This is a genomic window from Haloglomus litoreum (assembly GCF_029338515.1).
In the GTDB taxonomy this organism is placed as follows: Archaea; Halobacteriota; Halobacteria; order Halobacteriales; family Haloarculaceae; genus Haloglomus; species Haloglomus litoreum.
Genome location: NZ_CP119988.1, coordinates 3,411,389 through 3,433,609, shown reverse-complemented (window position 1 = coordinate 3,433,609; position 22,221 = coordinate 3,411,389). Strand labels below are relative to the sequence as shown.

At 68.7% G+C, this 22,221-nt stretch carries 19 protein-coding genes and 1 pseudogene; 9 read left to right on the top strand and 11 right to left on the bottom strand.

The window, feature by feature from the left end; all coding sequences use genetic code 11:
• Window positions 1–48 precede the first annotated feature (48 nt).
• A complete protein-coding gene (locus tag P2T62_RS17310) occupies window positions 49–216 on the bottom strand; it encodes a DUF1931 domain-containing protein (RefSeq protein ID WP_276258267.1) in 168 nt (55 codons plus the stop codon).
• 209 nt (window positions 217–425) lie between these two features.
• Between P2T62_RS17310 and larB the strand changes: the two genes are divergently transcribed.
• From larB to P2T62_RS17295, 3 genes are all read left to right on the top strand, one after another.
• The gene (larB, locus tag P2T62_RS17305; protein WP_276258266.1) at window positions 426–1,199 is read left to right on the top strand and encodes a nickel pincer cofactor biosynthesis protein LarB; all 774 of its coding nucleotides are present in this window, start codon (window positions 426–428) and stop codon (window positions 1,197–1,199) included.
• 117 nt (window positions 1,200–1,316) lie between these two features.
• Window positions 1,317–1,472, top strand: coding sequence for a DUF7563 family protein (locus tag P2T62_RS17300; RefSeq protein ID WP_276258265.1), 156 nt, complete (start codon window positions 1,317–1,319; stop codon window positions 1,470–1,472).
• Between the two features lie 63 nt (window positions 1,473–1,535).
• Complete coding sequence (locus P2T62_RS17295; RefSeq protein WP_276258264.1) at window positions 1,536–1,826, top strand: GIY-YIG nuclease family protein; 291 nt, start codon at window positions 1,536–1,538, stop codon at window positions 1,824–1,826.
• Window positions 1,827–1,839: 13 nt separating this feature from the next.
• Here the strand turns inward: P2T62_RS17295 and P2T62_RS17290 are convergent, their stop codons facing one another.
• Window positions 1,840–1,998 carry a DUF6757 family protein gene (locus tag P2T62_RS17290; protein WP_276258263.1) on the bottom strand — a complete coding sequence of 53 codons (159 nt, stop codon included), beginning with the start codon at window positions 1,996–1,998 and terminating at the stop codon, window positions 1,840–1,842.
• A gap of 16 nt (window positions 1,999–2,014) precedes the next feature.
• Window positions 2,015–2,809, bottom strand: coding sequence for a PHP domain-containing protein (locus P2T62_RS17285; RefSeq protein WP_276258262.1), 795 nt, complete (start codon window positions 2,807–2,809; stop codon window positions 2,015–2,017).
• 158 nt (window positions 2,810–2,967) lie between these two features.
• On the opposite strand from P2T62_RS17285, the gene P2T62_RS17280 reads away from it, so the two are divergent.
• Window positions 2,968–3,255, top strand: a complete 288-nt coding sequence (locus tag P2T62_RS17280) for a DUF5789 family protein (protein WP_276258261.1) — start codon at window positions 2,968–2,970, stop codon at window positions 3,253–3,255.
• A gap of 446 nt (window positions 3,256–3,701) precedes the next feature.
• On the opposite strand, the gene ligA is transcribed toward P2T62_RS17280, so the two are convergent.
• Together ligA and P2T62_RS17270 are read right to left on the bottom strand one after the other, a co-directional pair.
• Window positions 3,702–5,795, bottom strand: a complete 2,094-nt coding sequence (ligA, locus tag P2T62_RS17275; RefSeq protein ID WP_276258260.1) for an NAD-dependent DNA ligase LigA — start codon at window positions 5,793–5,795, stop codon at window positions 3,702–3,704.
• Window positions 5,796–5,866: 71 nt separating this feature from the next.
• A complete protein-coding gene (locus P2T62_RS17270; protein WP_276258259.1) occupies window positions 5,867–7,882 on the bottom strand; it encodes a CocE/NonD family hydrolase in 2,016 nt (671 codons plus the stop codon).
• A gap of 245 nt (window positions 7,883–8,127) precedes the next feature.
• On the opposite strand from P2T62_RS17270, the gene P2T62_RS17265 reads away from it, so the two are divergent.
• A complete protein-coding gene (locus tag P2T62_RS17265; protein ID WP_276258258.1) occupies window positions 8,128–11,619 on the top strand; it encodes an LAGLIDADG family homing endonuclease in 3,492 nt (1,163 codons plus the stop codon).
• A gap of 71 nt (window positions 11,620–11,690) precedes the next feature.
• The gene (locus P2T62_RS17260) at window positions 11,691–11,960 is read left to right on the top strand and encodes a DUF7854 family protein (protein WP_276258257.1); all 270 of its coding nucleotides are present in this window, start codon (window positions 11,691–11,693) and stop codon (window positions 11,958–11,960) included.
• Between the two features lie 9 nt (window positions 11,961–11,969).
• Here the strand turns inward: P2T62_RS17260 and P2T62_RS17255 are convergent, their stop codons facing one another.
• Window positions 11,970–13,451 (bottom strand): alpha/beta hydrolase family protein, encoded by a 1,482-nt coding sequence (locus P2T62_RS17255; protein WP_276258256.1) that lies wholly within the window; start codon window positions 13,449–13,451, stop codon window positions 11,970–11,972.
• A gap of 145 nt (window positions 13,452–13,596) precedes the next feature.
• Here P2T62_RS17255 and P2T62_RS17250 point away from each other — a divergent pair, with 145 nt between their 5' ends.
• Complete coding sequence (locus tag P2T62_RS17250) at window positions 13,597–14,508, top strand: decarboxylating 6-phosphogluconate dehydrogenase (protein ID WP_276258255.1); 912 nt, start codon at window positions 13,597–13,599, stop codon at window positions 14,506–14,508.
• A gap of 91 nt (window positions 14,509–14,599) precedes the next feature.
• Complete coding sequence (locus tag P2T62_RS17245; RefSeq protein WP_276258254.1) at window positions 14,600–15,187, top strand: 2Fe-2S iron-sulfur cluster-binding protein; 588 nt, start codon at window positions 14,600–14,602, stop codon at window positions 15,185–15,187.
• Window positions 15,188–15,635: 448 nt separating this feature from the next.
• Here P2T62_RS17245 and P2T62_RS17240 read toward each other — a convergent pair whose 3' ends face one another.
• On the bottom strand, window positions 15,636–16,718 hold the full coding sequence (locus P2T62_RS17240; protein ID WP_276258253.1) for an archaeosine biosynthesis radical SAM protein RaSEA: 1,083 nt from the start codon (window positions 16,716–16,718) through the stop codon (window positions 15,636–15,638).
• Window positions 16,719–16,783: 65 nt separating this feature from the next.
• Window positions 16,784–17,227 carry a VanZ family protein gene (locus tag P2T62_RS17235; protein ID WP_276258252.1) on the bottom strand — a complete coding sequence of 148 codons (444 nt, stop codon included), beginning with the start codon at window positions 17,225–17,227 and terminating at the stop codon, window positions 16,784–16,786.
• A gap of 272 nt (window positions 17,228–17,499) precedes the next feature.
• Between P2T62_RS17235 and P2T62_RS17230 the strand changes: the two genes are divergently transcribed.
• Window positions 17,500–19,443, top strand: coding sequence for an aldehyde ferredoxin oxidoreductase family protein (locus P2T62_RS17230; RefSeq protein WP_276258251.1), 1,944 nt, complete (start codon window positions 17,500–17,502; stop codon window positions 19,441–19,443).
• Between the two features lie 271 nt (window positions 19,444–19,714).
• On the opposite strand, the pseudogene P2T62_RS17225 reads toward P2T62_RS17230, so the two are convergent.
• From P2T62_RS17225 to P2T62_RS17215, 3 genes and pseudogenes are all read right to left on the bottom strand, one after another.
• Window positions 19,715–20,086, bottom strand: a pseudogene (locus tag P2T62_RS17225) (hypothetical protein); the annotation flags it as partial.
• 31 nt (window positions 20,087–20,117) lie between these two features.
• Window positions 20,118–21,380: an alkyl sulfatase dimerization domain-containing protein gene (locus P2T62_RS17220; RefSeq protein WP_276258250.1), complete on the bottom strand. Its 1,263-nt coding sequence runs from the start codon at window positions 21,378–21,380 to the stop codon at window positions 20,118–20,120.
• A 140-nt stretch (window positions 21,381–21,520) separates the two neighbouring features.
• Window positions 21,521–22,204 (bottom strand): helix-turn-helix domain-containing protein, encoded by a 684-nt coding sequence (locus P2T62_RS17215; protein WP_276258249.1) that lies wholly within the window; start codon window positions 22,202–22,204, stop codon window positions 21,521–21,523.
• Window positions 22,205–22,221 lie beyond the last annotated feature (17 nt).

The following is a 22,221-nucleotide window of genomic DNA, read 5'->3' as shown; positions in this document are numbered from 1 at the left end:
CCGCGGCTGGTCGATGCGAGCGCGAAAGAATCGGGGAGGTTCGCCGACTTACAGGTCGCGCGGCTGGACCGTCTTCCGGTCGTTCGCGTCGGCTCGGCGGGCGGCGTCCTCGAGGAGCTCCTCGACCTCCTCGTCGAGCGCGTCGTAGAAGTCCGAAGCCACGTTCATGTCGTCCAGTGCGTCCTTCACAGCGGCCTTGACGATCAGGTCTGCCATACGAATCTCCGTTGACAGCCACCCTTTATAATAATAACTGAAGCCGGGGGGTTTCGCCGCTTCTATCGCCCGTTTTGGGCCCTCTGACACGCCGAACCGTTACCGTGGAATCCGGTTTTATATATTCTTTGCGGCCACGACCGGGGGTCGACCCTCGATGACGGGGGAGAATCGACAGGCACGTCCGCTCGCGCGCGCACTGACCGGGTATGCGCGACGTACTCGAACGGGTCGCCCGTGGCGAGGTGAGTCCGGCGGCCGCCGAGGCCGAACTCCGCGGGTACACGACCCTCGATGCCGGGCGGTTCGACGCGGCCCGCGAGCAGCGGAGCGGCGTCCCCGAGGGGATCCTCGCGGCGGGGAAGACGACCCCCGAGACCGCGGCGCTCGCGGCCGCCGCCGTCGAGACGACCGGTCACGCGCTGGTGACGCGAGCCGACCCCGCGGACGCGACCGCGGTCCGGCGGGTGCTGGCGGCGGAGGTGCCCGACGCGACCGTCGCGTGGGACGAGCGCGGTCGGACCGTCGTCGTCCACGGCCCGGAGTACGAACCGCCGTCGCTGTCGGCGGACGTCGGTGTCGTCACCGCCGGCACCTCCGACGCTCAGCCCGCGCGCGAGGCCGTGACGGTCGCCCGCGAGATGGGTGCCGGGGTGCGCCTGATCGAGGACGTCGGCGTCGCCAGCATCGACCGGCTGCTCGATGCACTCCCCGCGGTCCGGGAGCCGGACGTTCTGGTCGTCGCGGCCGGGCGCGAGGGCGCGCTCCCGACCGTCGTCGCGGGACTGGTCGACGCCCCGGTCGTCGGGCTGCCGGTCGCGACCGGTTACGGCCACGGCGGCGCCGGGGAGGCCGCCCTCTCCGGGCTGCTCCAGTCCTGTACCCCCCTGACCGTCGTCAACATCGGCGCCGGGTTCACCGCCGGCGCGCAGGCCGGGCTGGTCGCCCGGGCCGTCAGCACCGCCCGCGAGGAAGCGGGGTGAGAAGCGCGCCCTGCCGGCGGATTGGGTGGTGTGTCACCACTCGCCGAGGGAGTTTTACGGGCCGCCCTCGTACTCTGCGGTACCGACGAGGGGCCCCTGCCCGAGTCGGTCACCAGCATGCCAAGGTGCGACCACTGTGACGCGCACGTCTCGGACCGGTTCGCGCGCGTGTTCGCCGACGAACGCGGGGATATCCACGCGTGTCCGAACTGTTCGGCCAACGCGGGCATCGCCGAGGTCTCGAGGGAGCGCGCACACGAGACGCGGTCCTGAGACGGCCGTGGTATCGTGCAGTAACCACAGGGTGCCCTCATCTTATCCGGGTGTCGCGGCGTCGTGAGCCACTACGCGTACCTGCTGCGCTGTGCCGATGGGACGTTCTACGCCGGCTACACGACCGACCCAGAGCGGCGCGTCGCCGAGCACGACGCCGGCGAGGGGGCGAAGTACACGCGCGGCCGGACGCCCGTGGAACTCGTCCACTTGGAGGCCTTCGGGAGCCGGTCCGCGGCGATGTCCCGGGAGTACGAACTGAAACAGCTCTCCCACGACGAGAAGGCGGCGCTCGCCGAGCGCGAGGCGGGTGTGGAACTCGACGGAGGAGGGGACGGCCCCGGGGGGACCTGACTGCGGGAGACGCTCAGCGGTCGATATCGAGGTCCTCACGGACCTCCTCGAGGAAGCCGGACTCGGAGAGCTCCTCCAGCCGCTCGCGGAAGTGGTCCTCGCAGAGCCCGACCTTGATGCCGTCCTTCTCGACGGCCATGGCGGCATCCTCCTCGCAGTAGTGGCACTGCATACCCGTACTGACGCGGCTATCCGCTTGAGTCCTGTGGGTCCGGCAACCGCCGACGGACGGCCGCCCACTCGTCCCCGTCGAGCCCCGCCCGTCCCAGCCGGTGGTCGTGTGCGTCGCTCCCGCCGGTCACCAGCAGATCGTTCGCCTCGACCGCGGCCGCCACCGGCGCCACGTCCGGTTCGAACTCGTAGGGGTAGTACCGCTCCACGGCGTCGAGATCGGCGGTCAGCGTCAGCGCCGCCTCCGGGTCCTCGTACCGGAAGGGATGCGCGAGGCCGACCAGCGCGCAGGCCTCCGCCAGGATCGCCCGGCCGTCATCGAACGACGGGATGTCCCGCGAGACGTAGCAGGGCCGACCGTCGGCGATGAGTTCGTCGAACACCTCGTCGAACTCGTAGTCGGTGACCGCGACGACCGCCCGTGCGAGGTCCGGCCGTCCGAACCCGGGTTCGACGGTCACGTCGAGGTCGACGCCGAGGCGGGACTCCACCCGCTCGACCATGGCGCGCCCGCGCTCGACGCGGTCGCGCTGGAGGTGCTCGACGAGGTCGGCCAGTTCGGGCGTCTCGCGGACGCCGTACCCGAGCAGGTCCACCCGGCCCGCGGGGCTCTCGACCCGGAGTTCGATGCCGTGGACGACGGTCACACCGTCCCGCTCGGTCGTCGGCGCGTCCAGCTCCGGATGGAGCCGGTCGTGGTCCGTGACCGCGACGGCCTCGACCCCGGCCCGGCGCGCCGCCGCCGGTATCTCCTCGAGCGTCATCTCCCCATCCGAGTTCGTCGTGTGCGCGTGGAGGTCCGCGACGACCATACGCCCGTTCCGAGGGGGGCACGCAAAAGCCCGGCCCCACGCGGCGGCCCCCGGACGGCCCTGCCGAGTGTGTCCTAGTATGTCATTATCTTCATTGTAGATTCCTGTTCCGTTTGTAGAGAACATTTATGAAGGATTCTGGTCAGAGTGGAGGTACGATGCGCATCATGGACGACGTGGACGAGAAGATCGACGCGCACTCCTACCCTGCAACAGCCGAGGAGCTGGTGGAGGCCTACGGAGAGCTGGAGCTGGAGACGGTCGACGGGACCGAGACCTTCGGCGAGCTCATCGAGCTGCTGGGCGAGCAGACGTTCGCCGACGCCGAGGAGGTCCGACTCACCGCTTACTCGGCGCTCTCCGAGGAGGCCGTCGGCCGCGTCGGCTACTCCGACCGCGACGCCCCCGGTCTGGGCGAGACCGGCCACGAGCAGGTTTCCTTCTAAGGAGCTGTTTTCCGCTGCGGGTTCGCTCGTGCGCCGGCCTACGGCCGGCGCTCTTCGCGAACCACTTCCGCAAAAAACGTTCAGAAAAAGGCCGCTCTCCAACCCCTTCGGGGTCTCCGAGCGGAGAACCGCGCTCGCTTCGCTCGCGCGGACAATAATATTCAGAACTCTCAATTAATCATCTATCACCTCACCAATAGTTGAAGTCAATTCTCAATTGAGATATCTGCCAAACATCGTCTCGCCCCGGGCCTTCAACCATCCAGCTCCCCCTCACGTAGCTTGAAATACGAGACCGCGACCAGCGCCCCCGTGACCTGACGAGCCACCGCGAGGCGGGCAGATGGAGCACCCGCTCCGAGCGTGGGTCGGAACCGACCGAGCCACGGGAAGCGTGCGGTCCGTCGCCTCGCGTGCTGGAGGACCTGCCTGTTCGCCCTTCCGAGTCACTCGTCCAGCTCGACGCCGCGCTCGGCGAGGAGGTCCTCGAACTCGCCCTGGTCGACGACGGGCACGTCGTTGGCCGCGGCGTCGTCCTGCTTGCTCTGGCCCGGATTCGACCCGGCGACGAGGTAGTCCGTGTTCCCGGAGACGCTGCTGGTGGCGTTGCCCCCGTGTCGCTCGACCAGCTCCTGGGCCTCGCTCCGGGTGTAGCCGTCGAGCGACCCCGTGAACACGAAGGTCAGCCCCTCGAGTTCGTCGCCCGTCTCCGTCTCTGCCGCCTGTGGCTCGACGCCACGCTCGCGGAGCGCGTCGACCACCTCGCGGTTGCGCTCGCTCCGGAAGAACTCGTAGATCTCCTCGGCGACGATGGGTCCCACGTCGTCGACGGCCTCGAGTTCCTCCGTCGAGGCCTCCATCACCGCGTCGAGCGTGCCGAAGTGGCGCGCGAGGTTCGCCGCGGTCGTCTCGCCGACCTCCGGGACGCCGATGGCCGCGAGGAAGTCGGCCAGCGGCGGCTCCGAGGCTGCTTCGAGCTCCGCGACGAGGTTCTCGGCACTCGTCTCGCCCCAGCCCTCGAGCTCGGCCAGCTCCTCGACCGTGAGGTCGTAGAGGTCCGGGATACCCGCGACGAGCCCCTCGTCGATGAGCTGCTGGACCATCTTCTCGCCAAGCCCCTCGATGTCCAGCCCCGAGCGGGCGGCGTAGTGCTGGACCGCGCGCTGGAGCTGGGCCGGGCACGCGAGGCCGCCCGTGCAGAAGGCGTTGGGGCCGTCGCGCTCGACCGCGCTGTCACAGGCGGGACAGTGGTCGGGGAACACGAAGTGGCCCTCCGACGCGGATTCGGTCACCTCCTCGACGTACGGGATGACGTCGCCCGCGCGCTGGATGCGGACGCGGTCGCCCACGTCCACGCCGAGGTCGGCAATCTGGTCGGGGTTGTGCAGCGTCGCGCGCGAGACGGTGACGCCGCCGACCTCGACCGGGTCGAGCATCGCGACCGGCGTCAGCCGGCCGGTCCGGCCGACCTGCACGGCGATCTGCCGGACGGTCGTCTCCTCGCTCCGGGCGGGGAACTTGTACGCGTACGCCCAGCGCGGCGCGCGCGAGGTGGCCCCGAGCGCCTCGCACGCGGCCAGGTCGTCGAGCTTGATGACGGTCCCGTCGACCTCGTAGGAGAGGTCGTCACGCTCGGCGAGCAGCCGGTCGCGGTAGTCCAGCGCGGCCTCGATATCGTCGACGCGCTCGACCTTCGCGCTCGTCTTCAGCCCCCACTCCGGGAGTCGTCGGACCTGCTCGATGTGCGTCTCGAAGTCGGCGCTCGACTCCAGCACGTCGAAGAAGAAGCAGTCGAGCGGCCGCTCGGCCACCGTCGACGGGTCCAGCTGCCGGACCGTTCCCGCGACCGCGTTGCGCGGGTTCGCGAACGGCTCCTTCCCTTCGGCGACCCGCTCGGAGTTGTACGCCGAGAACGGCTCACGGGGCATGAACAGCTCCCCGCGGACGGCGAGGTACTCCGGGTGGTCACCGCGCAGGCGTTGCGGGATGGAACCGACCGTCCTGACGTTCGCCGTGATGTCGTCGCCCTCGTGGCCGTCACCGCGGCTCGCCGCCCGTTCGAGTTCGCCGTCCCGGTAGACGAGTTCGACGGAGATGCCGTCGAACTTCGGTTCCAGGACGTAGGCGACCTCGGCATCCGGGTCGGCGTCGGCGAGCCCGTCGCGCACCCGCCGGTCGAACTCGCGGACCTCGTCCGGGTCCCCCGAGGAGTCGATGGACAGCATCGGCGCGACGTGCTCGACGGTGTCCAGTTCGTCCAGCGGCTCGCCACCGACGCGGTTCGTCGGGGAGTTCGACGTATCGAGGTCGAAGGCCGCCTCCAGTTCCTGCAGCCGCTCGAACAGGTCGTCGTAGGTCCGGTCGTCGATGACGGGGTCGGCCTCGACGTAGTAGCGCTGGTCGTGGAACCGGATCGCCTCGCGGAGATGTTCGGCCTGCTCGCGGGCCGTCTCCGCCCCGAGTTCCCCGACCGGCTCGAACACGGTCGGCGGCTCCCGGAGGTAGGGGTTGTCGTCGGCTGCCTGTGCGGCGTCACTCATTGAGAGCGCCTAGAACTGCCCCCGGCAAAAACCCGACTTTCACGCGCCCGTCCGCGGCGCGAGACGCCAGCTCAGAGCAGGTCGGTCGGGCTGGCGGGCAGCCCCGACGGGGGACTCGGGAGATCCGGCCCACCGGAACCTCCCTCGTCGCTGAGACAGCGGTAGCCGGCGTACTCGCACTGATCGCCGGTCGGCAGCTGCTTCTCGCCGTCGACCTCGCTCCACGGTTCGAGGGGGACGACGACGCGGGAGGCCCGTTGCTCGCCACCCCGGTGGACCGTGTTGACGCCGGGCGCCCGAGAGGGCTCGTAGCCCCAGAGGCCGTCCGTCAGCGGCGGCGTCGTCACGCTCACCTGCAGTCGGTGCCCAGGCCGGAAGACGTGTGCGACCCCGAACACCTCCAGGTCGTAGCGGTAGGTCCGCCCGGGGACGGGCTGTTCCGGGTTCGTGTGCGGGTGGTACGGCCGGACCACGTCGCCCGCGTCGTTGTAGACCGACCGTTCCTCGCTCAGGGCGCGGTGCGAGGCCCGCAGGAGCCCGCGCTGCAGCGGGATGGTGGTCCCGTCCGGCGCGACGTCGGAGAGACGGACGAACAGGTCGAACTCCGGCGCCGTGGACTCGACGAACAGCGTCGCCGTCGTCGGGCCCGCCATGACGTGTTCCTCAGCGAACGCGGGGGTCTCGTAGAACAGCACGTCCGGCCCGTTCGCCTGCGTGACGGGTTCGGCGGTGGAGTTGACCTGCCCCTCGCCGTACACCCACGCGTCACGGGGGCTCCCGCTGACGTACTGGTCCGTCCCGGCCTCGGGGCGGTCGAACGACAGCGAGCCGCCGCCGTCGAGGTAGAGCCGCTCCCAGCCGCCGTCGTAATACGAGTCCTGCGCCACGTAGCCGGAGTCGCCGACCGTCTTGTCGAGGCTCGTCGAGGTGGCGCCGAAGTGGTGCTTGACCTGCGGCTCGTCCATGATGCCGTTCTCCTCACCGACGAGCCAGTAGCGGAAGAAGTCCGCCGCGTCACGCAGCACGACGGAGTGGGCCGTGTTGTGCACACCGTTCGTCGTCCGCAGGAGTTTCGGGTCCTCGTGGGCGTGCTCGCGACCGCGGCCGCCGCCCGTCGGGTCCGTCCCCTCCCAGCCCGGTGGCGAGGCCGGGTCCGGGTCGATGGCATTGAACATCTCGATGCCGCCCCGTGGCCCGGTCTGCTCGTCCTGCCACGACTGGCTGATGTAGGTCGGAACGGAGATGCTCTCCGCCCGGAAGATCGGCGAGTGGGACCGCCACTCGCGGTCGTCCTCGCGCTGGGTGTAGAGCCAGACCGCCCGCTCGGTCGGTGGCTGGCGGCCACGGGTCGCGACGTTCTGTGCGCATATCTCGTCGCCCTCGCTCACGCCGTGGAACGTGCCGGCCTTGTCCGGTGCCCGGCGGTACGCCTGGGTCCACAACGCCGGGAAGACCGGGTTGGGGACGCCACCGGGGAAGACGGCACCCCGATAGAGGTCGCCGATCATCGCGCTGACGCACATCGCCTCCAGCGGGGCGTCGTCGGGCGTCGCCGCGGCGATGGTCAGTGCGAGGATGGCCGAGTACGACGCGCCGAACAGGCCCACCCGGTCCAGTGCCCAGGGCCGGTCGGCGATCCACTCGATGAGTTCGTGGCCGTCCGTCGCGCCCCGGGCGTCGAACAGGTCGAACGTGCCGCCCGAACAGCCCGTCCCACGGGCGCTCGCCCAGACGATGGCGGTCCCCGCGGGCTTGAGGGGGTGCTCGGTCAGGACGCTCACCGCGATGAGCGTGTCGTCGCTCATCCGGACGTAGTGGGTCGGTGCCTGCCCGGTCTGGAGGCTCGTCGGCGACTCGCCGGAGCTGGCGCCCTTGTAGCCGTCCATCATCAGGACGCTCGGGATCTCCTCGTCCGGCTCGAGGTCGTGGTTCTCCAGCCAGTCCTTCCGGACGTAGCCCCACTCGCGCTCCTCGAAGTCGTCGCTGATGGTCTCCTCCGGCTCGGCTCCCGCAGCGCCGGGCAGTGCCAGCGAGCCCGCGCCGACGCCTGCGGCCCGAAGCAGCCGCCGCCGTGTCAGGTCGGTCATGCGTTCGCGTTGCTCACAGCCACCGGCAACCACCTTCTGCCGCCGATACGGGGCCGTTTATCTCCCACTACCAACCACCGGGAGTATCCGGGTGGAGCCGAAAATCGGCCGCTCGAACCCACTGGAAGACGTCCGGACCCCCCCGGCGACGAGAGCGGGAACCGCGAGACTGGACGCCGGCGGAATCAGTTCCACCCTGCATCGCGAAACTTCTTACCCGGTGGCGCACAACCCATCCCAATCCGATGGACCGTCCGGACAACACCGAGATCATCGACCGGTTCCTGGAGTTCTACCGGACCTACTGCGCCGACGACATCGGCCAGCTGGCCCAGGCCTACCCGAACGACCGCAAGTCGCTCTACATCGACTGGGAGGACCTCTACCGGTTCGACCGCGACATGGCCGAGGACTACGTCGCCCAGCCCGGCCAGATGCAGGACTACGCCGAGGAGGCGCTCCGGCTCTACGACCTGCCGGCGGACGTGAAACTCGGCAACGCCCACGTCCGGATGACCAACCTCGGCGACTCGACGGGTATCCGTGACATCCGCGAACGGCACCACGGCAACCTCATCGCCGTGCAGGGGACCGTCAACAAGGCGACCAGCGTCCGCCCCAAACTGCAGGAGGCCGCCTTCGAGTGCCAGCGCTGTGGCACCCTCTCCTACATCCCCCAGCACTCGGGCTTCACCGAACCCCACCAGTGCGAGGGCTGCGAGCGCCAGGGCCCGTTCAACATCAACTTCGAGCAGTCCGAGTTCGTGGACGCCCAGACGCTCCGCGTGCAGGAGTCGCCCGAGGGCCTCCGCGGCGGCCAGACCCCCGAGGCCATCGACGTCAACATCGAGGACGACATCACCGGCGAGGTCACCGCCGGCGACCACGTCCGCGTCACGGGCATCCTCCGGCTGGAACAGCAGGGCAACCAGCAGGAGAAGTCGCTCATGTTCGAGAAGTACATGGACGGCGTTTCGGTCGAGGTCGAGGACGAGGAGTTCGAGGAGATGGACATCACCGAGGAGGACAAACAGGAGATCATCGAGCTCTCCAACGACCCGGGCATCTACCAGAAGATGGTTGACTCGATGGCCCCCTCCATCTGGGGCTACGAGACCCACAAGCAGGCCATCATCTTCCAGCTGTTCTCCGGCGTCACGAAGCGACTGCCGGACAACTCGCGGATTCGCGGGGACCTGCATATGCTCCTCATCGGGGACCCGGGTACGGGTAAGTGCGTCAGCGGGGACACACGGGTGACGCTTTCGGATGGCTCCGAACCACGGATTCGTGACCTGGTCGAATCCAACCTCGATGACCCGAAGCCGGTCGACGATGGTGTGTGGGACGAGGTCGATTTCGACGTGCCGTCGATGGCCGAAGACGGCTCCCTGGTGATGCGTCGGGCAACGAAGGTCTGGAAGCGCGAGGCGCCGGAGCAGATGTATGAAGTCACGACGGAGAGCGGCCGGGAGGTGACCGTAACACCCTCACACCCGCTGTTCGTTGCTCGTGAGGGCGAGATCGAGCCGGTCGTGGCCGACGACATTTCCGAGGGTGAGTTCGTCGCAACCCCCGCGTCGCTGGAACCCTGTGGGCACGACGACTTGCCCGTCTCGTACCGACGGTCGCGTGCGAACAACGCCGTCAGAATCGACGCTCCCGATACGCTGGAACCCTGGTTCGCTCGACTCCTCGGGTACATCGTCGCGGAGGGCTACGTGCAGGACCGTGACTCGGGGAGCGGGACCCTCTACGTGACGAACAACGACCGTGAGATCCTGGACGACGTTACCGCCGCCCTCGAACGCCTGGGCCTGAACCCAACGGAGCGGTCACCACACGAGGGAAAGACTGCAAGGGAGGTGGTCTGCTCGTCGAGCGAGCTGGTGAGCTTCCTCGGTGAGCTGGAGCCTGCGATACTCGAGGACTCGGCCGGCCAACGCGTCCCCGCGCCGATTCTGCGTGCCACCGCTCCGGTGAAACAGGCATTCCTGCGCGCGTACATCGACGGTGAAGGGACTATCTCCCCGAAACAGCGGTCGGTCGTCACGGCCTCTATGAGCCGTGAGCTGCTGATTGGCGTTCGGAGTCTGCTGCTCTCCTTCGACATCAAATCACAGCTCCACGAGCGCGACAACGGCAGCTATCGGCTCCGCATCAGTGGTGCCGATTTCGACAGGTACGTCGACGAGATCGGATTCGTCACCGAGCGCAAGCGCGCCGCGGCCGAGAAGATGACCGGCGGCCCGTCGAATCCGAATCGCGATGTCGTCCCCGTCGCCGGGGAACGACTCCGGAACGTGCGTGAGGCGCTCGGTCTCACGCAGGCCGATTGTGGACTCCCGCGCTCGACCTATCAACACTACGAGCGCGGCGACCGGAATCCGAGCCGGAAGAGTCTTCGGACCGTGCTGGACACTCTCGAAGCTGCCAACGAGTCTGCCGCCGTTGCCGATGGCGGCGTCGGTGTCGAGACAGAACTGGCAGGCATAGCCGAACTGGCAAGCGATGACCTGTCGTGGGACCGCATCGAGTCGGTCGAACCTGTCGAGCCAACCGAGGAATGGGTCTACGACCTCGAAGTCGAGGGGACACACAACTACCTCTCGAACGGCGTCGTTTCCCACAACTCACAACTCCTCCAGTACGTCAAGAACATCGCCCCGCGTTCGGTCTACACATCGGGCAAGGGGTCGTCGGCTGCCGGGCTTACGGCGACGGCGGTTCGCGACGACTTCGGCGAAGGTGACCAGTGGTCGCTCGAGGCCGGTGCGCTCGTGCTCGCGGACAAGGGTATCGCAGCTATCGACGAACTTGACAAGATGGATGCGGGCGACAGGTCAGCTATGCACGAAGCACTCGAACAACAGAGTATTTCCGTGGCAAAAGCTGGTATTAATGCAACTCTTAAGTCCAGATGTTCATTATTGGGTGCAGCCAACCCCAAGTACGGCCGCTTCGACGAGTACGAGTCCATCTCCGAGCAGATCGACCTGGAGCCGGCGCTCATCTCCCGGTTCGACCTCATCTTCACCATCACCGACAAGCCCAACGAGGAGGAGGACCGGAAGCTGGCCCGGCACATCATCGACACGAACTACGCGGGCGAGCTGCACACCCACCGCGAGAACGTGCCGACGGCGAACGTCTCGGAGGAGGAGGTCGCGACCGCCACGAAGGACGTCGAACCGGCCATCGACGCGGACCTGCTCCGCAAGTACGTCGCGCACGCGAAGCGCTCGTGCTATCCGACGATGACCGACGAGGCCCGGAGCGCCATCGAGGAGTTCTACGTGGACCTGCGCTCACACGGCGAGGGCGAGGACGCGCCGGTGCCGGTGACGGCCCGGAAACTGGAGGCGCTGGTGCGGCTCGCGGAGGCCAGCGCCCGGGTTCGGCTCTCTGATACGGTCGAACAGGAGGACGCCGACCGTGTCATCGACATCGTCCGCAAGTCCCTGGAGGACGTTGGGATGGACCCCGAGACCAACGAGTTCGACGCGGACATGATCGAGGCGGGCCACTCGAAGAGCCAGCGCGACCGCATCAAGGGCCTGAAGGCCATCATCCAGGAGCTGGAGGACGAGTACGAGGAGGGTGCGCCGTACGACGAGGTGCTGGAGATGGCCGTCGAGAACGGGACCGACCGCGACAAGGCCGAGCACGAGATCGAGAAGCTCAAACAGCGCGGCGAGGTGTACGAGCCGTCGCAGGGCCACCTTCGGACGACCTGAGGCGGAGGGCGGTAGCCCGACGAGGTCGGGCGAGCGGGAGGATTATACCCCGGAGGCGAGACGGCTGCGGCGTGGACCGCATCTCCGCGCTCCGGAACATCGAGGACGCGCTCCGGGAGTTCGAGAACGGCGAGTGCGACCTGTCGACGCTGGAGCGGCGCGTTCGCGGAACGGTGCGGACGTACGCGACCGAGTTCGAGGGCGAGGGGACGGCCCCCTACCGCGTGGCTGGCGACGGCAGCGAGGTCGTGGTCGTGGCGAGCGACCCCGCCGATGCTCGGGAGCGCGCCCGGCGACTGGGCGAGGTCGACGGCGACCTCGAGACGGAGCGGTTGGACTGACCCCGGATTTCACTCCTGGCCGGGCGGCGTGGCGCCGTCGCAGCCGGCCCTGATGTCCCGGCAGTTCCGGACCTGCTTGCTCCGGGTGGTGAAGTCGCGTGCCGAGCGGTAGTAGAACGAGAGGCGGTCGCGCCACTTGTCGTCCTGCAGCAGCCGGTCGTCCGCGGAGTGGTACCCCTGTTCGTCTGGCCGCTTGAGGTAGCGGTCGAGCCACGCGAGCGAGTAGTGGTCGGCCATCGGGTTGCCGAACTCCCAGGACGTGGCCGGGAAGGTCGGGATGAGCGACCACTCGTAATGCGTGCCGCCGCGGACGTTCACCTGGTAGCTGTCGACGCCGGCGTCGCGCCAGGCCTCGAGGCCGCCGGTCTTCGCGTCCGCTTCGGGCGGTTCGGTCTTCGGTTGTGGCGTGAGGTAGTAGTCGCCGGACTGGCCCATCGCCGGGACGCGTGGTGTCACGCCGAAGCCCGCGAGGGTGTCGCCCGACGCGCCGGCGAGCTGCTCGTCCGGGTCGGCCAGGTTGTCCCACGCGACCGCGGCGTCGACCGGGTTGTGGTCGTCGATGGCGCCGGGCCAGTCGGCATCCGAGATCCCCTGTACGACGCTGACACCGGTCGCGCCCAGCGAGTGCCCGACGATGCCGAGACGGTCCCGATCCAGCCGTTCGTGGAAGGGGTTGTACTCGGCGATTGGTGCGGGCACCTCGGTCGGCGTCTCCGTGTTGTGCGGGTACCGGTTCGTCGGTGTCGCCCGGAACAGGTCGATGGCGTCGACCTGGTTCGTGACGAACACGGTGGGGTCGGCGTTCGTCCCACGGGTGCCATCCGGCGTGGTCGTGTCCGAGCGGCCCTGTCCGCGCGGATCGTAGGTCATGACGACGTAGCCGTTCGCGACGAGCGTGTCGGCGAACCACCAGTACAGCGTCTGTGAGGCCTGCACGGAGCCGTTCGTGATGACGACGCCCGGCAGGTCGTCCCCCGGTTCGCTGTCGGCGGGGGCCCAGACCCACCCGGAGAGGCGGGCGCCGCCGGCGTCACTGTCGAGGCCCGAATCGTGGAACGCGACACGCCGGCGCTCGATACCGTCGTATGTGTGTCGGTCGCCGTACGTCGTTCCCGCCTCGTAGCTGAAGGGGTCGCCGACACACTGTTCGGCGTACTCCTTGCAGAGGTTGCCCCCGCTGTTCCAGCGCGGTTCTTCGACCGTGCGGGTCCGGAAGTCGGCGAGGTTCCGGGCGCTCTGTGCCTGCCAGTGCTGCTGGAACGCCGGATCGGTGGCCTGCTCGCGCGGTGCTTCCTGCGTCTTCGCGTAGTTGCGTTGCTCGCGCTGGAACCACGCCACGGAGGGATAGGTCGGCTCCGTGTGACCGGCATCCTCGGCCGCGCTCGCGGTCCCCGCCAGCGTCACCATCCCCGCCGCAGCGGCGCCCGCCGACCGGAGGACGCTCCGTCTGGAGCGCCCCGCCCCGTCGGCCGCCTCGCCGTGGTCGTCCATGCGCCGTCGTTCGCGTGTCGCCCCCTGAGGATGCTGGCGGTTTGAGAGGGGTGTTTATCGGCGCGGTCGGGTCGACCCAGCGGGGGACACGGGCGGCTCGCGGTCACACCACAACCCTCAGTAGTGCGCCCCCGTCAGTCGGGGCATGGAACTTGGCGTCATCGGACTCGGTCGGATGGGGCGTATCGTGGTCGATAGGGTACTCGCTCGGGACCACGACGTGGTCGCGTTCGACGTGGACCCCGAGGCGGTGGCGGACGCGGCCGACGCCGGCGCGGAGCCGGCCGACTCGGTCGCGGACCTCGCCGAGCGACTCGGCGACGAGAAGCGCATCTGGCTGATGGTGCCCGCGGGCGACGCCGTCGACGCCGCGCTGGACGACCTCGAACCGCACCTGAGCGGGGAGGATGTCGTCGTCGACGGGGGGAACTCTCACTTCGAGGACTCCGTGCGACGGGCGGAGGCGACCGAGGCGGCGTATCTGGACTGTGGCACGTCGGGCGGGCCCGCGGGGGCCGAACTCGGCTTCTCGCTGATGGTCGGTGGGCCGGCGTGGGCCTACGACGAGCTGGAGCCCGTCTTCGACGCCGTCGCGACCGGGCCGGCGGGCCACGACCGGATGGGTCGCTCCGGCGCGGGCCACTACGTGAAGATGGTCCACAACGGCGTCGAGTACGCGCTGATGCAGGCGTACGGCGAGGGCTTCGAACTGCTCCACGAGGGGCGCTACGACCTGGACATGGAGTCGGTCGCGCGCACCTGGAACAACGGCGCGGTCATCCGGTCGTGGCTGCTCGAGCTGTGCGAGGAGGCCTTCCGCGAGGAGGGGAGCGACCTCGGAGACGTGGCCGACCACGTCGCGGGCGGCTCGACCGGCACCTGGACGGTGCAGGAGGCGCTGGCCCAGGAGGTGCCGATGCCGCTGGTGTACGCGGCGCTCTCCGAGCGGTTCAACTCGCGGGCGACGGGCCACGGCGAGGGGCGGTTCTCCCGGCGGCTCGCCAACCGGCTCCGGTACGGCTTCGGCCGCCACGAGATCGCGCGGCAGGGGGAGTAGGCCCGCCACGGGTCTCCCGGCACCCCCCGAAGTCACACACGCCGGGGCGAGCAATCACAACGGCTTTGAAGCGCCTTTCCCAACCGCGCGTATGGTCGATGCACTCGCCGTCGCGCTGGGGGCGACGCTGGCCCTGCTCGTGGTCGGCATCCACTTCTCCAAGGGGACGGAGAAGGCCATCCCCGACGACATCGCACAGGAGGTCACCGAGCGGCGGGCCGCGCAGGTGCCCGAGACGGACTTCGCGGAACCGATGAACCGCTCCATCGGTGGCGGCGGCGCCGTCGCCGCGGTCGGTGGCGCCGAGGGCGAGGCCGCCGGCGAACTCGGCGACGAGGAAGAGGAGGTCGACCCCTCTGAGGACCCCTCGGTCATCCCGGACGACGAGGCCGAGGTCTTCGACGTCGAGTACGTCAAGGAGGGCGAGACGGTCGAGGTCAAGGAGAACGAGACCCTGCTCGAGGCCGGCGAGGACGAGGGCTGGGACCTCCCCTACGCCTGCCGCGAGGGCCAGTGTGTCTCCTGTGCGGGCCACGTCACGAACGGCGCCGCGGACGACTACGTCATCCACTCCAACAACGAGATGCTGGGTCAGGAGGAGCTCGACGACGGCTACGTGCTCACCTGCGTCGCTCACCCGACGGACGACCTCTCGCTCGAGACGGGCGAGACGCCCTGACCGGCATTTCCGCGTTATCTCTCATATTCGGCTGTTCCTTCGCAGATTCGGAACTTATCGCACAAATACAGCACCTGGGTCGGCTTCTGTAGACCGGTAGCCGGGGTCGAGGCGCTCGTGTGTTCGGATCCGCGGCGACCAGAGGGACTGCGACGAAGCCCTCGCGCTTCCTCGAGACAGCGACAGCGGCGGCCGGACTGCCTACGAAGCCCTCACGCGCTCGCCCTTCGATTCCGCCAGGATGCATCCAAGAGCATCTGCGCGTGGTGGTTCCAGCGGAGCGCTAGTGGCCCCACACCTCCCCGCGCTCGCGCCGTGGTGTTCCGACACGCTCGCTTCGCTCGCCGTCTCCACAGCGGGGGCGCGAGCGCGCTTCCTGGTCCCGGAACCGGTCGGCCGACCAGCCGCTATCCGGCGGGGAGCGCGTGTCCGGGACCTTGCGCGGATGCTATCGTGCGAGCGGCATCCCGAAGCTCCGCTCGCGCTCGAGGACGGCCTCCCACGTCAGCTCGCACTCGCAGGACACCTGCTCGAACACCGAGGGGTCCTGCCGGAGGTCGAAGTCCTTGATGGCGGTCTGGACGCGGTCGTCGCACTCGCCGCAGTTGTGCGGGCCCCGGTCCGAGCCGTGGCCGACGGGGTCCGAGACGACGATGGCGTCGGCGTCCGCCGTCGACTCCAGCACATCCGCGACCGACCAGAGCCACGGCGGCCGGTAGCCGCCGTCGTGGAAGAGGTCCTCGACCATCGTGTAGCGCTGGACGTTGCAGGGGTTCATCGAGACGGTGTGGCAGCCGTCGACCGACGCACAGCGCCGGACACTCGATCTCATGTCCGCCAGTGCCTCCGACTCCGAGAGGAAGGGCGGCTTCATGAGGAGGTAGGCCTTCACGCCGGCGTCGGCCTCGCGCGCCTCAGCGCACGCGGCCTCGAAGTCGGCGAAGTCGAAGTACTTGTTCACACAGTCGTGGCGGACGCGGTCGGTGGCGGTCTCCAGGCCGATGGCCACGTCCGTCTCCAGGCCCTGCTCGGTGAAGTCCGCGAGGCGCTCGGCCTCGACGAAATCGGGGAGCGACTCGACGACCATCCGCTCGCGGTCACCGAACGTCTCGGCGATGGCGGCGCGGGTCTCGCCGGGCACCTCGCGCTCGTCGAGGAAGGAGCCGGAGGTGTAGATCTTGATGAGCGGCGCCGGGTCGTCGGCATTGTCGGCCTCGTGCTCCAGGCACTTCTCGACCTGGGCCATGAGGTCCTCGTGGCTGACGCTGCCGCCCTCGACGGATTCGGCGACGTAGCCACACATCGTACAGCCCCCGGCGCGGGCCCAGCGACAGCCGCCCGTGTTGAGGATGATGGTCAGGGACTGCCGGGTCCCGTCTGGGGTGTTGTCCTCGTCGAGCCAGACCCGGGTCGGCTCGCGGGGGTCGTAGGTCTCGTCGCGGCGGGCGCGGATTTCGCGCATGGCCTCGTTGTGCGCGTCCATCCCGCGGCCCGACTCGTAGACCTCCGGGCTCGGCTCGTCCGTACTCATTGCCGGTCCTTGCCGAGCGGCGGGTAAAGCGGCTTCGTCTCGGGACCCCACGACGCGTCCCCGACTCAGCGGCCGACCCGACGGCGGACGAGTACGCCCGCGACCCAGCACGCGGCACCGACGACCGCCCCGACGGCGTTGGCGGCGGCGTCGAGCAGGTCGAACGTCCGGTAGGGGATGGGGTACTGGACGCCCTCGATGGCCAGGCCGTAGGCGGTCGCCACGAGGACGGCGACCGCGGCCACCCGCCGGACCGGTCGCCGACCGAGGGGGGCCGCGGCTGCGTCGCGAATCCGCGGCGTCGCGAGACCGACGGCGACGGCGGCCGCGAGCGCCGCGTACGTGAGCCCGTGGAGCACCTTGTCGCCGGGGAGCCCGAGAACCGACGGGGCCGGCGGCCCACCGCTCGGCTCCACGACGCTCGCGAACAGGACGAACCCGGCCCACGCCAGCGGGCACAGCAGACGGATCCGCCGGACCGCGCGCGCTACGGGGCTGGAACCGGTCACGGACAGCCGCAGGTCCACGCGCGGCAAGACCGTGACGGTCCGGGCCTGCCGGGCCCGAGGGCCGGCACATCACCTGTGTCAGCGTTCCACACTGTGACGGGTTCCGGTTTCGGCCGTCACGGCGGATGTGGTCGTGTCGGGTAGATACCGACCCGCACATATACAGACCGTCAATCGACGGGCATCCCTCGGGAGATGTAACCGTATACAGTTACGGGCGGGTGCCAATTTCTAACAGGTTCGCGCTCCAATCATATCGATACTGGTTCACCATGACAGATCTCGGCGGATTCCAGGACCACGTCGCCCGCGTGGACCTCACGAGTGGGGACGTACAGTATGAGAGCGTCGACGACGAGGACGCGAAGAAGTACATCGGCGCGCGCGGCCTCGGTGTGAAGTACGTCTTCGACCAGGGGCCCGACGTGGACCCGCTGGGCGAGGACAACCTCCTCGCGTTCATGAACGGTCCGCTCACGGGAACGCAGGTGACGATGTCCGGGCGCATCGCCATCTGCACGAAGTCCCCGCTGACGGGCACCGTCACGGATAGCCACCACGGCGGCTGGTCCGGGGCGCGACTCAAGTGGGCGGGCTTCGACGGCCTCCTCTTCGAGGGCCGCGCCGACGAGCCGGTGTACGCCTTCGTCGAGGATGGCGAGGTCAGCCTCCACGATGCCTCCGACCTCTGGGGGAAGGGCGTCCACGACACGATGGAGGCCCTGGAGGAGCGCCACGAGGGTGCCTACGGCAAGAACCTCTCGACGATGGCCATCGGGGAGGGCGGGGAGAACGAGGTGAAATACGCCTGCATCATGAACGAGGACGACCGCGCCTCGGGCCGGGGCGGGACCGGCTGCGTGATGGGCAACAAGAACCTCAAAGCGGTGGTCGTGAAGTCGACGACGAAGATGCCGAAGCCGGCGGACCCGGAGACGTTCAAGAAGGGCCACCAGCAGGCGATGCAGCTCATCCAGGAGTCCGAGGTGACGGGCCCGAACGAGGGCGGCCTCTCGCTGTACGGGACGAACGTCCTGATGAACGCGACCGAGGAGATGTCCGGGCTCCCGGCACGCAACGCGAAGTACACGTCCACGAGTGACGCTCGCGACGACGGGTTCGGCGGCGACGACTACGACTCCGAACGCGTCTCCGGCGAGAACGTCCGCGAGAACATCCTCGTCGACGAGCCGACCTGTCACTCCTGCCCGGTCGCCTGCAAGAAGGAGGTCGAGGTCGACGTGATGCACAAGGGCGAGGAGCTGAACGTCCGCACCGAGTCCTACGAGTACGAGTCGGCGTGGGCGCTGGGCCCGAACTCCGGACACACCGAGCGCGACGAGATCGCGCTCATGCTCCAGCGCTGCAACGACCACGGCCTCGACACCATCGACGCGGGCAACACGATGGCGATGGCCATGGAGATGACCGAGGAGGGCAAGCTCGACGGCCTCGGCGACGGCATCGACTGGGGCGACACCGAGGAGATGGTCGAGATGCTGACGAAGGTCGCGACCCGCGAGACCGACCTCGCGGACCACCTCGCCGAGGGGCCGAACCACCTCGCCGAGGAGTTCGACGCCCACGGCAACTCGCTGGCCGTCAAGGGCCAGTCGATGGCCGCCTACGACCCGCGCTGCATGAAGGGGATGGGCATCGGCTACGCCACCTCGAACCGCGGCGCGTGCCACCTGCGGGCCTACACCCCGTCGGCGGAGATCCTCGGCATCCCCGAGAAGGTCGACCCCTACGAGTGGCGGGGCAAGGGCGAGCTGGCGGCGACCTTCCAGGATATGCACGCCATCTCGGACTCGTTCGACATCTGCAAGTTCAACGCGTTCGCGGAGGGCGTCGAGGAGTACGTCCTCCAGTACAACGGGATGACCGGCCTCGACGTCGGTGAGGAGGAGATCATGCAGGCCGGCGAGCGCGTCTACAACCTCGAGCGCTACTACAACAACCTCAACGGCTTCGACGGCGAGGACGACTCGCTGCCGGACCGATTCCTGCCGGACAACCCCGGTTCCATCCCTGGACAGGGCGCCTCCGAGGGCGAGGTCTGTGAACTCGAGCAGATGAAGGAGGAGTACTACGAGCACCGCGGCTGGGTCGACGGCGTCGTCCCCGACGAGAAGCTGGACGAGCTGGATATCGACATCGGCCCCGGCACGGGCGTCTCCGCGGGCAGCGGTGCGGCCGCGCCTGGCGACGACTGAAATCGAGCTTTTTTCCCGCTCGGGTTCCGTGCCTGCGGCGCGGAACCACTCGCGGCAAAAAACGTTCAGAAAAAAGGCCGCCACTCGGGCGCTGCGCGCCCTCGTGGCGGTGAAACCGCGCTCGCTACGCTCGCGCGGTATGCAGAAACGAGGCTCCGTTGAAGCCCTCTGTCGGTGACCGTTCTGAGCATCCGTGCTGAATACAGTGCGCGAGTCGGTCACAACCCCGGTGGTGTACGGTTTTGTAGCCCCTGGAGATTCCCTTACCCCCAGAGAGTGCCTGTGGATTGGCGGGCGAGGCGAGCGGGCTCGCGGGGAGGTCGCCGCTCGGGTCGGGGTCGTTGTACGCCGTCGGCGCCACGTCGTTCGGCGCGTCCGGGTAGACCAGCGATGCGATGGTGTGGAGGTGTTCCCGGCCGACGTCGAGTTCGAACTGTCCGCCGCCGAACATCCGGATGTCGTGCTCGCGGCAGTGGTCGATGGTGTCGAACAGCGACCACACCGAACCGAAGCGCGAGGGCTTGATGTTGAGCCACTCCGGTTCCCAGGGTAGCTCCTCGACGGTTTCGACGCCGCGGATGGGGTAGTCCCACGTGACGCGGGCCTCCTCGCCCTCGAACAGCGGCCGCGTCTCCTCAGCTGGTGTGGGGCCTCCGAAGAGCCACCCGGAGGTCTCAGCGGAACAACCGGCCCTCGTTCGCGTAGAGGACCGCCGACGCGAAGATGTTGGCCGACATCATGTCCTCGGCGGCTTCCGCGCGCTCGTCGTAGACGCTGGCCACCGCCGTCTGAACCGCCTCGTCCTCCGGCGCGGCCTCCAGCGCGTAGTCCGCGAGGTGGCAGGCCAGCCGCTCTTCGCCCTCGTCCATTAGCGCCTCTGCCCGCGACGCCAGCGTCTCGGCGTCGCCCGCGAGGTCGGCGACCTCCGCAGCCAGCGCGGCGCGGCGCGCCGGCTTGAGTTCGCTCGGCCGGCCGGTCCACCAGCCGCCGTAGTACCGGATGACGCTCCGCGCGATGAACTCGCCGCAGTCGTACTCCGACTGGAGCCAGGGTTCCTCCGGCTCCGGCAGGTCGACCTCGCGGACGATGTCGACGTGCGGCGGCGCGCCGTCGTTGAGTGCCTCGAGCGTCCGGTCGACGATGGTGTCGAGGTAGTCCGCACAGCCGAGGAGCCGACGTTCGACCGCCTCGGGGTCATCGGCGATCGGCTGGCCGTGGCCCGGCAGGAGCGTTCCGGCGCCGAGAGCGGCCATCTCGCGGAGGGCGTCGGCCCAGTCCCACGGGTAGCGCTGGACCTTCTGTGGGTTCCCGGCGTTCGGTGCGGAGGCGGTGACGAGGTCGCCCGAGCAGAGCACGTCCCGGTCGGGACAGTAGAGCCACGTCGCGTCGTCCGTCTCGCCGCGGGCGTGGTGGAGTTCGAACGTGGTGTCCCCGACCGTGAGGGTGAGGTCGTCGCTGTACCACGTCGTCGGCGGGTGTTCCGGCCAGTCGAAGATGTCGTCGCTCCAGAGGTCGTGGTACTCCGCGGCGCCAGGGTCGGCAGAGAGCTGCCGGCCGTTGATCACCTGGTTGTACTCCTTCGTCCGCGCGTAGCGGTCGAACCGGTCGGCCATCGCCTCGTGGGCGATGACGGTCGGCGGCGCCTGTCCGTCGAGGAGGAACTCGTCGAGCCCGTAGGCGTGGTCGGCGTGCCCGTGGGTGTAGACGACCGTATGGACCGGCGCGTCGGTGTGCGCTCGGAGCTCCGACGCCACGTGCTCCGAGAGCGCGGCCAGGCCGGTGTCGACCAGGACCAGCCCCTCGACCGTCTCGAACGCCGTACAGTTCGCGAAGGACGTGCACTGGTAGGTGTCCTCGGCGACCTCTGTGACCTCGACGCCCGCGCCGAAGTTGTCGATGTCGAATATCGGGACCGCGTTCGCTGCCTTCTGCGACATACCTCGAAGTCCGTGTCCCGGATGGAGCCGGTTCTCCTTGTCATGAATAGGTGGTTTAAGATAGCCGGTCCGAAGCAAGGGCCGCGCTGTACCGGTGGGCGCTCACACCCGGACCGCCGGGCGGGGTACAGCCGCTGGACTCAGGAGGAGGGCGCCTTTGTCGGCGCACTGGGCTCCTTGAACAGTTCGTTGACGAGCTTGTTCTCGATCCGACGGAGGATCTCGCCGACGTTCGCCGGGGAGCAGTCCAGGTTCGACGCGATCTCCTCGTGGGTCGTGCCGCGCGGTTCGTCGTAGTATCCCTGCTCGTAGGCGAGTCGGAGCACCTCCCGCTGCCGGTCGCTCAGCCGGCCGAAGTAGTTCGCGTTGCTCGGGGTGTACTGCCCCACGCGCTCGATACTCGTCTCGAGCTCCTCTGGGACCTGCTCGAACGCCTCGCTCAGGTCCGGTTGGAATCCGACCATCGTGACCTCGAACGTGCCATCCTCGTGGACCGGGATGGGCGTCTCGAGCACGATTCCGTACTCCTCGACGGGTTCGAGGAGCTTTCTGACGGTCTCGTTCGGCGTGTAGTGGATGTAGGCGGCGACGCGGTTCTGGAGCTGGGTCACCCGGTACTCCGTGGCCTGCTCGTTCTCGGCGAGGACCTCTCGGACGGCGTCGGCGTCGCCTGCCAGTTCGTAGAGCATGAGCGCAGTGCCGTCGCCGAGCGACCGGGCGGCGTGTATCGCGACCGGCTCGACGTCCGCGTGCGCGCCGAAGGCCGCCCCCAAAGACTGCACGAAGCCATCGGGGTGGCGATAGACGATGGTGGCGAACTGCATACGAATGGGTAGCTGGT

Coding starts and splice junctions, on each gene's coding strand:
- P2T62_RS17310 (WP_276258267.1), bottom strand. CDS start 216: ATGGCAGACCTGATCGTCAAGGCCGCTGTGAAGGACGCACTGGACGAC.
- larB (WP_276258266.1), top strand. CDS start 426: ATGCGCGACGTACTCGAACGGGTCGCCCGTGGCGAGGTGAGTCCGGCG.
- P2T62_RS17300 (WP_276258265.1), top strand. CDS start 1,317: ATGCCAAGGTGCGACCACTGTGACGCGCACGTCTCGGACCGGTTCGCG.
- P2T62_RS17290 (WP_276258263.1), bottom strand. CDS start 1,998: ATGCAGTGCCACTACTGCGAGGAGGATGCCGCCATGGCCGTCGAGAAG.
- P2T62_RS17285 (WP_276258262.1), bottom strand. CDS start 2,809: ATGGTCGTCGCGGACCTCCACGCGCACACGACGAACTCGGATGGGGAG.
- P2T62_RS17280 (WP_276258261.1), top strand. CDS start 2,968: ATGCGCATCATGGACGACGTGGACGAGAAGATCGACGCGCACTCCTAC.
- ligA (WP_276258260.1), bottom strand. CDS start 5,795: ATGAGTGACGCCGCACAGGCAGCCGACGACAACCCCTACCTCCGGGAG.
- P2T62_RS17270 (WP_276258259.1), bottom strand. CDS start 7,882: ATGACCGACCTGACACGGCGGCGGCTGCTTCGGGCCGCAGGCGTCGGC.
- P2T62_RS17265 (WP_276258258.1), top strand. CDS start 8,128: ATGGACCGTCCGGACAACACCGAGATCATCGACCGGTTCCTGGAGTTC.
- P2T62_RS17255 (WP_276258256.1), bottom strand. CDS start 13,451: ATGGACGACCACGGCGAGGCGGCCGACGGGGCGGGGCGCTCCAGACGG.
- P2T62_RS17250 (WP_276258255.1), top strand. CDS start 13,597: ATGGAACTTGGCGTCATCGGACTCGGTCGGATGGGGCGTATCGTGGTC.
- P2T62_RS17245 (WP_276258254.1), top strand. CDS start 14,600: ATGGTCGATGCACTCGCCGTCGCGCTGGGGGCGACGCTGGCCCTGCTC.
- P2T62_RS17240 (WP_276258253.1), bottom strand. CDS start 16,718: ATGAGTACGGACGAGCCGAGCCCGGAGGTCTACGAGTCGGGCCGCGGG.
- P2T62_RS17230 (WP_276258251.1), top strand. CDS start 17,500: ATGACAGATCTCGGCGGATTCCAGGACCACGTCGCCCGCGTGGACCTC.
- P2T62_RS17220 (WP_276258250.1), bottom strand. CDS start 21,380: ATGTCGCAGAAGGCAGCGAACGCGGTCCCGATATTCGACATCGACAAC.
- P2T62_RS17215 (WP_276258249.1), bottom strand. CDS start 22,204: ATGCAGTTCGCCACCATCGTCTATCGCCACCCCGATGGCTTCGTGCAG.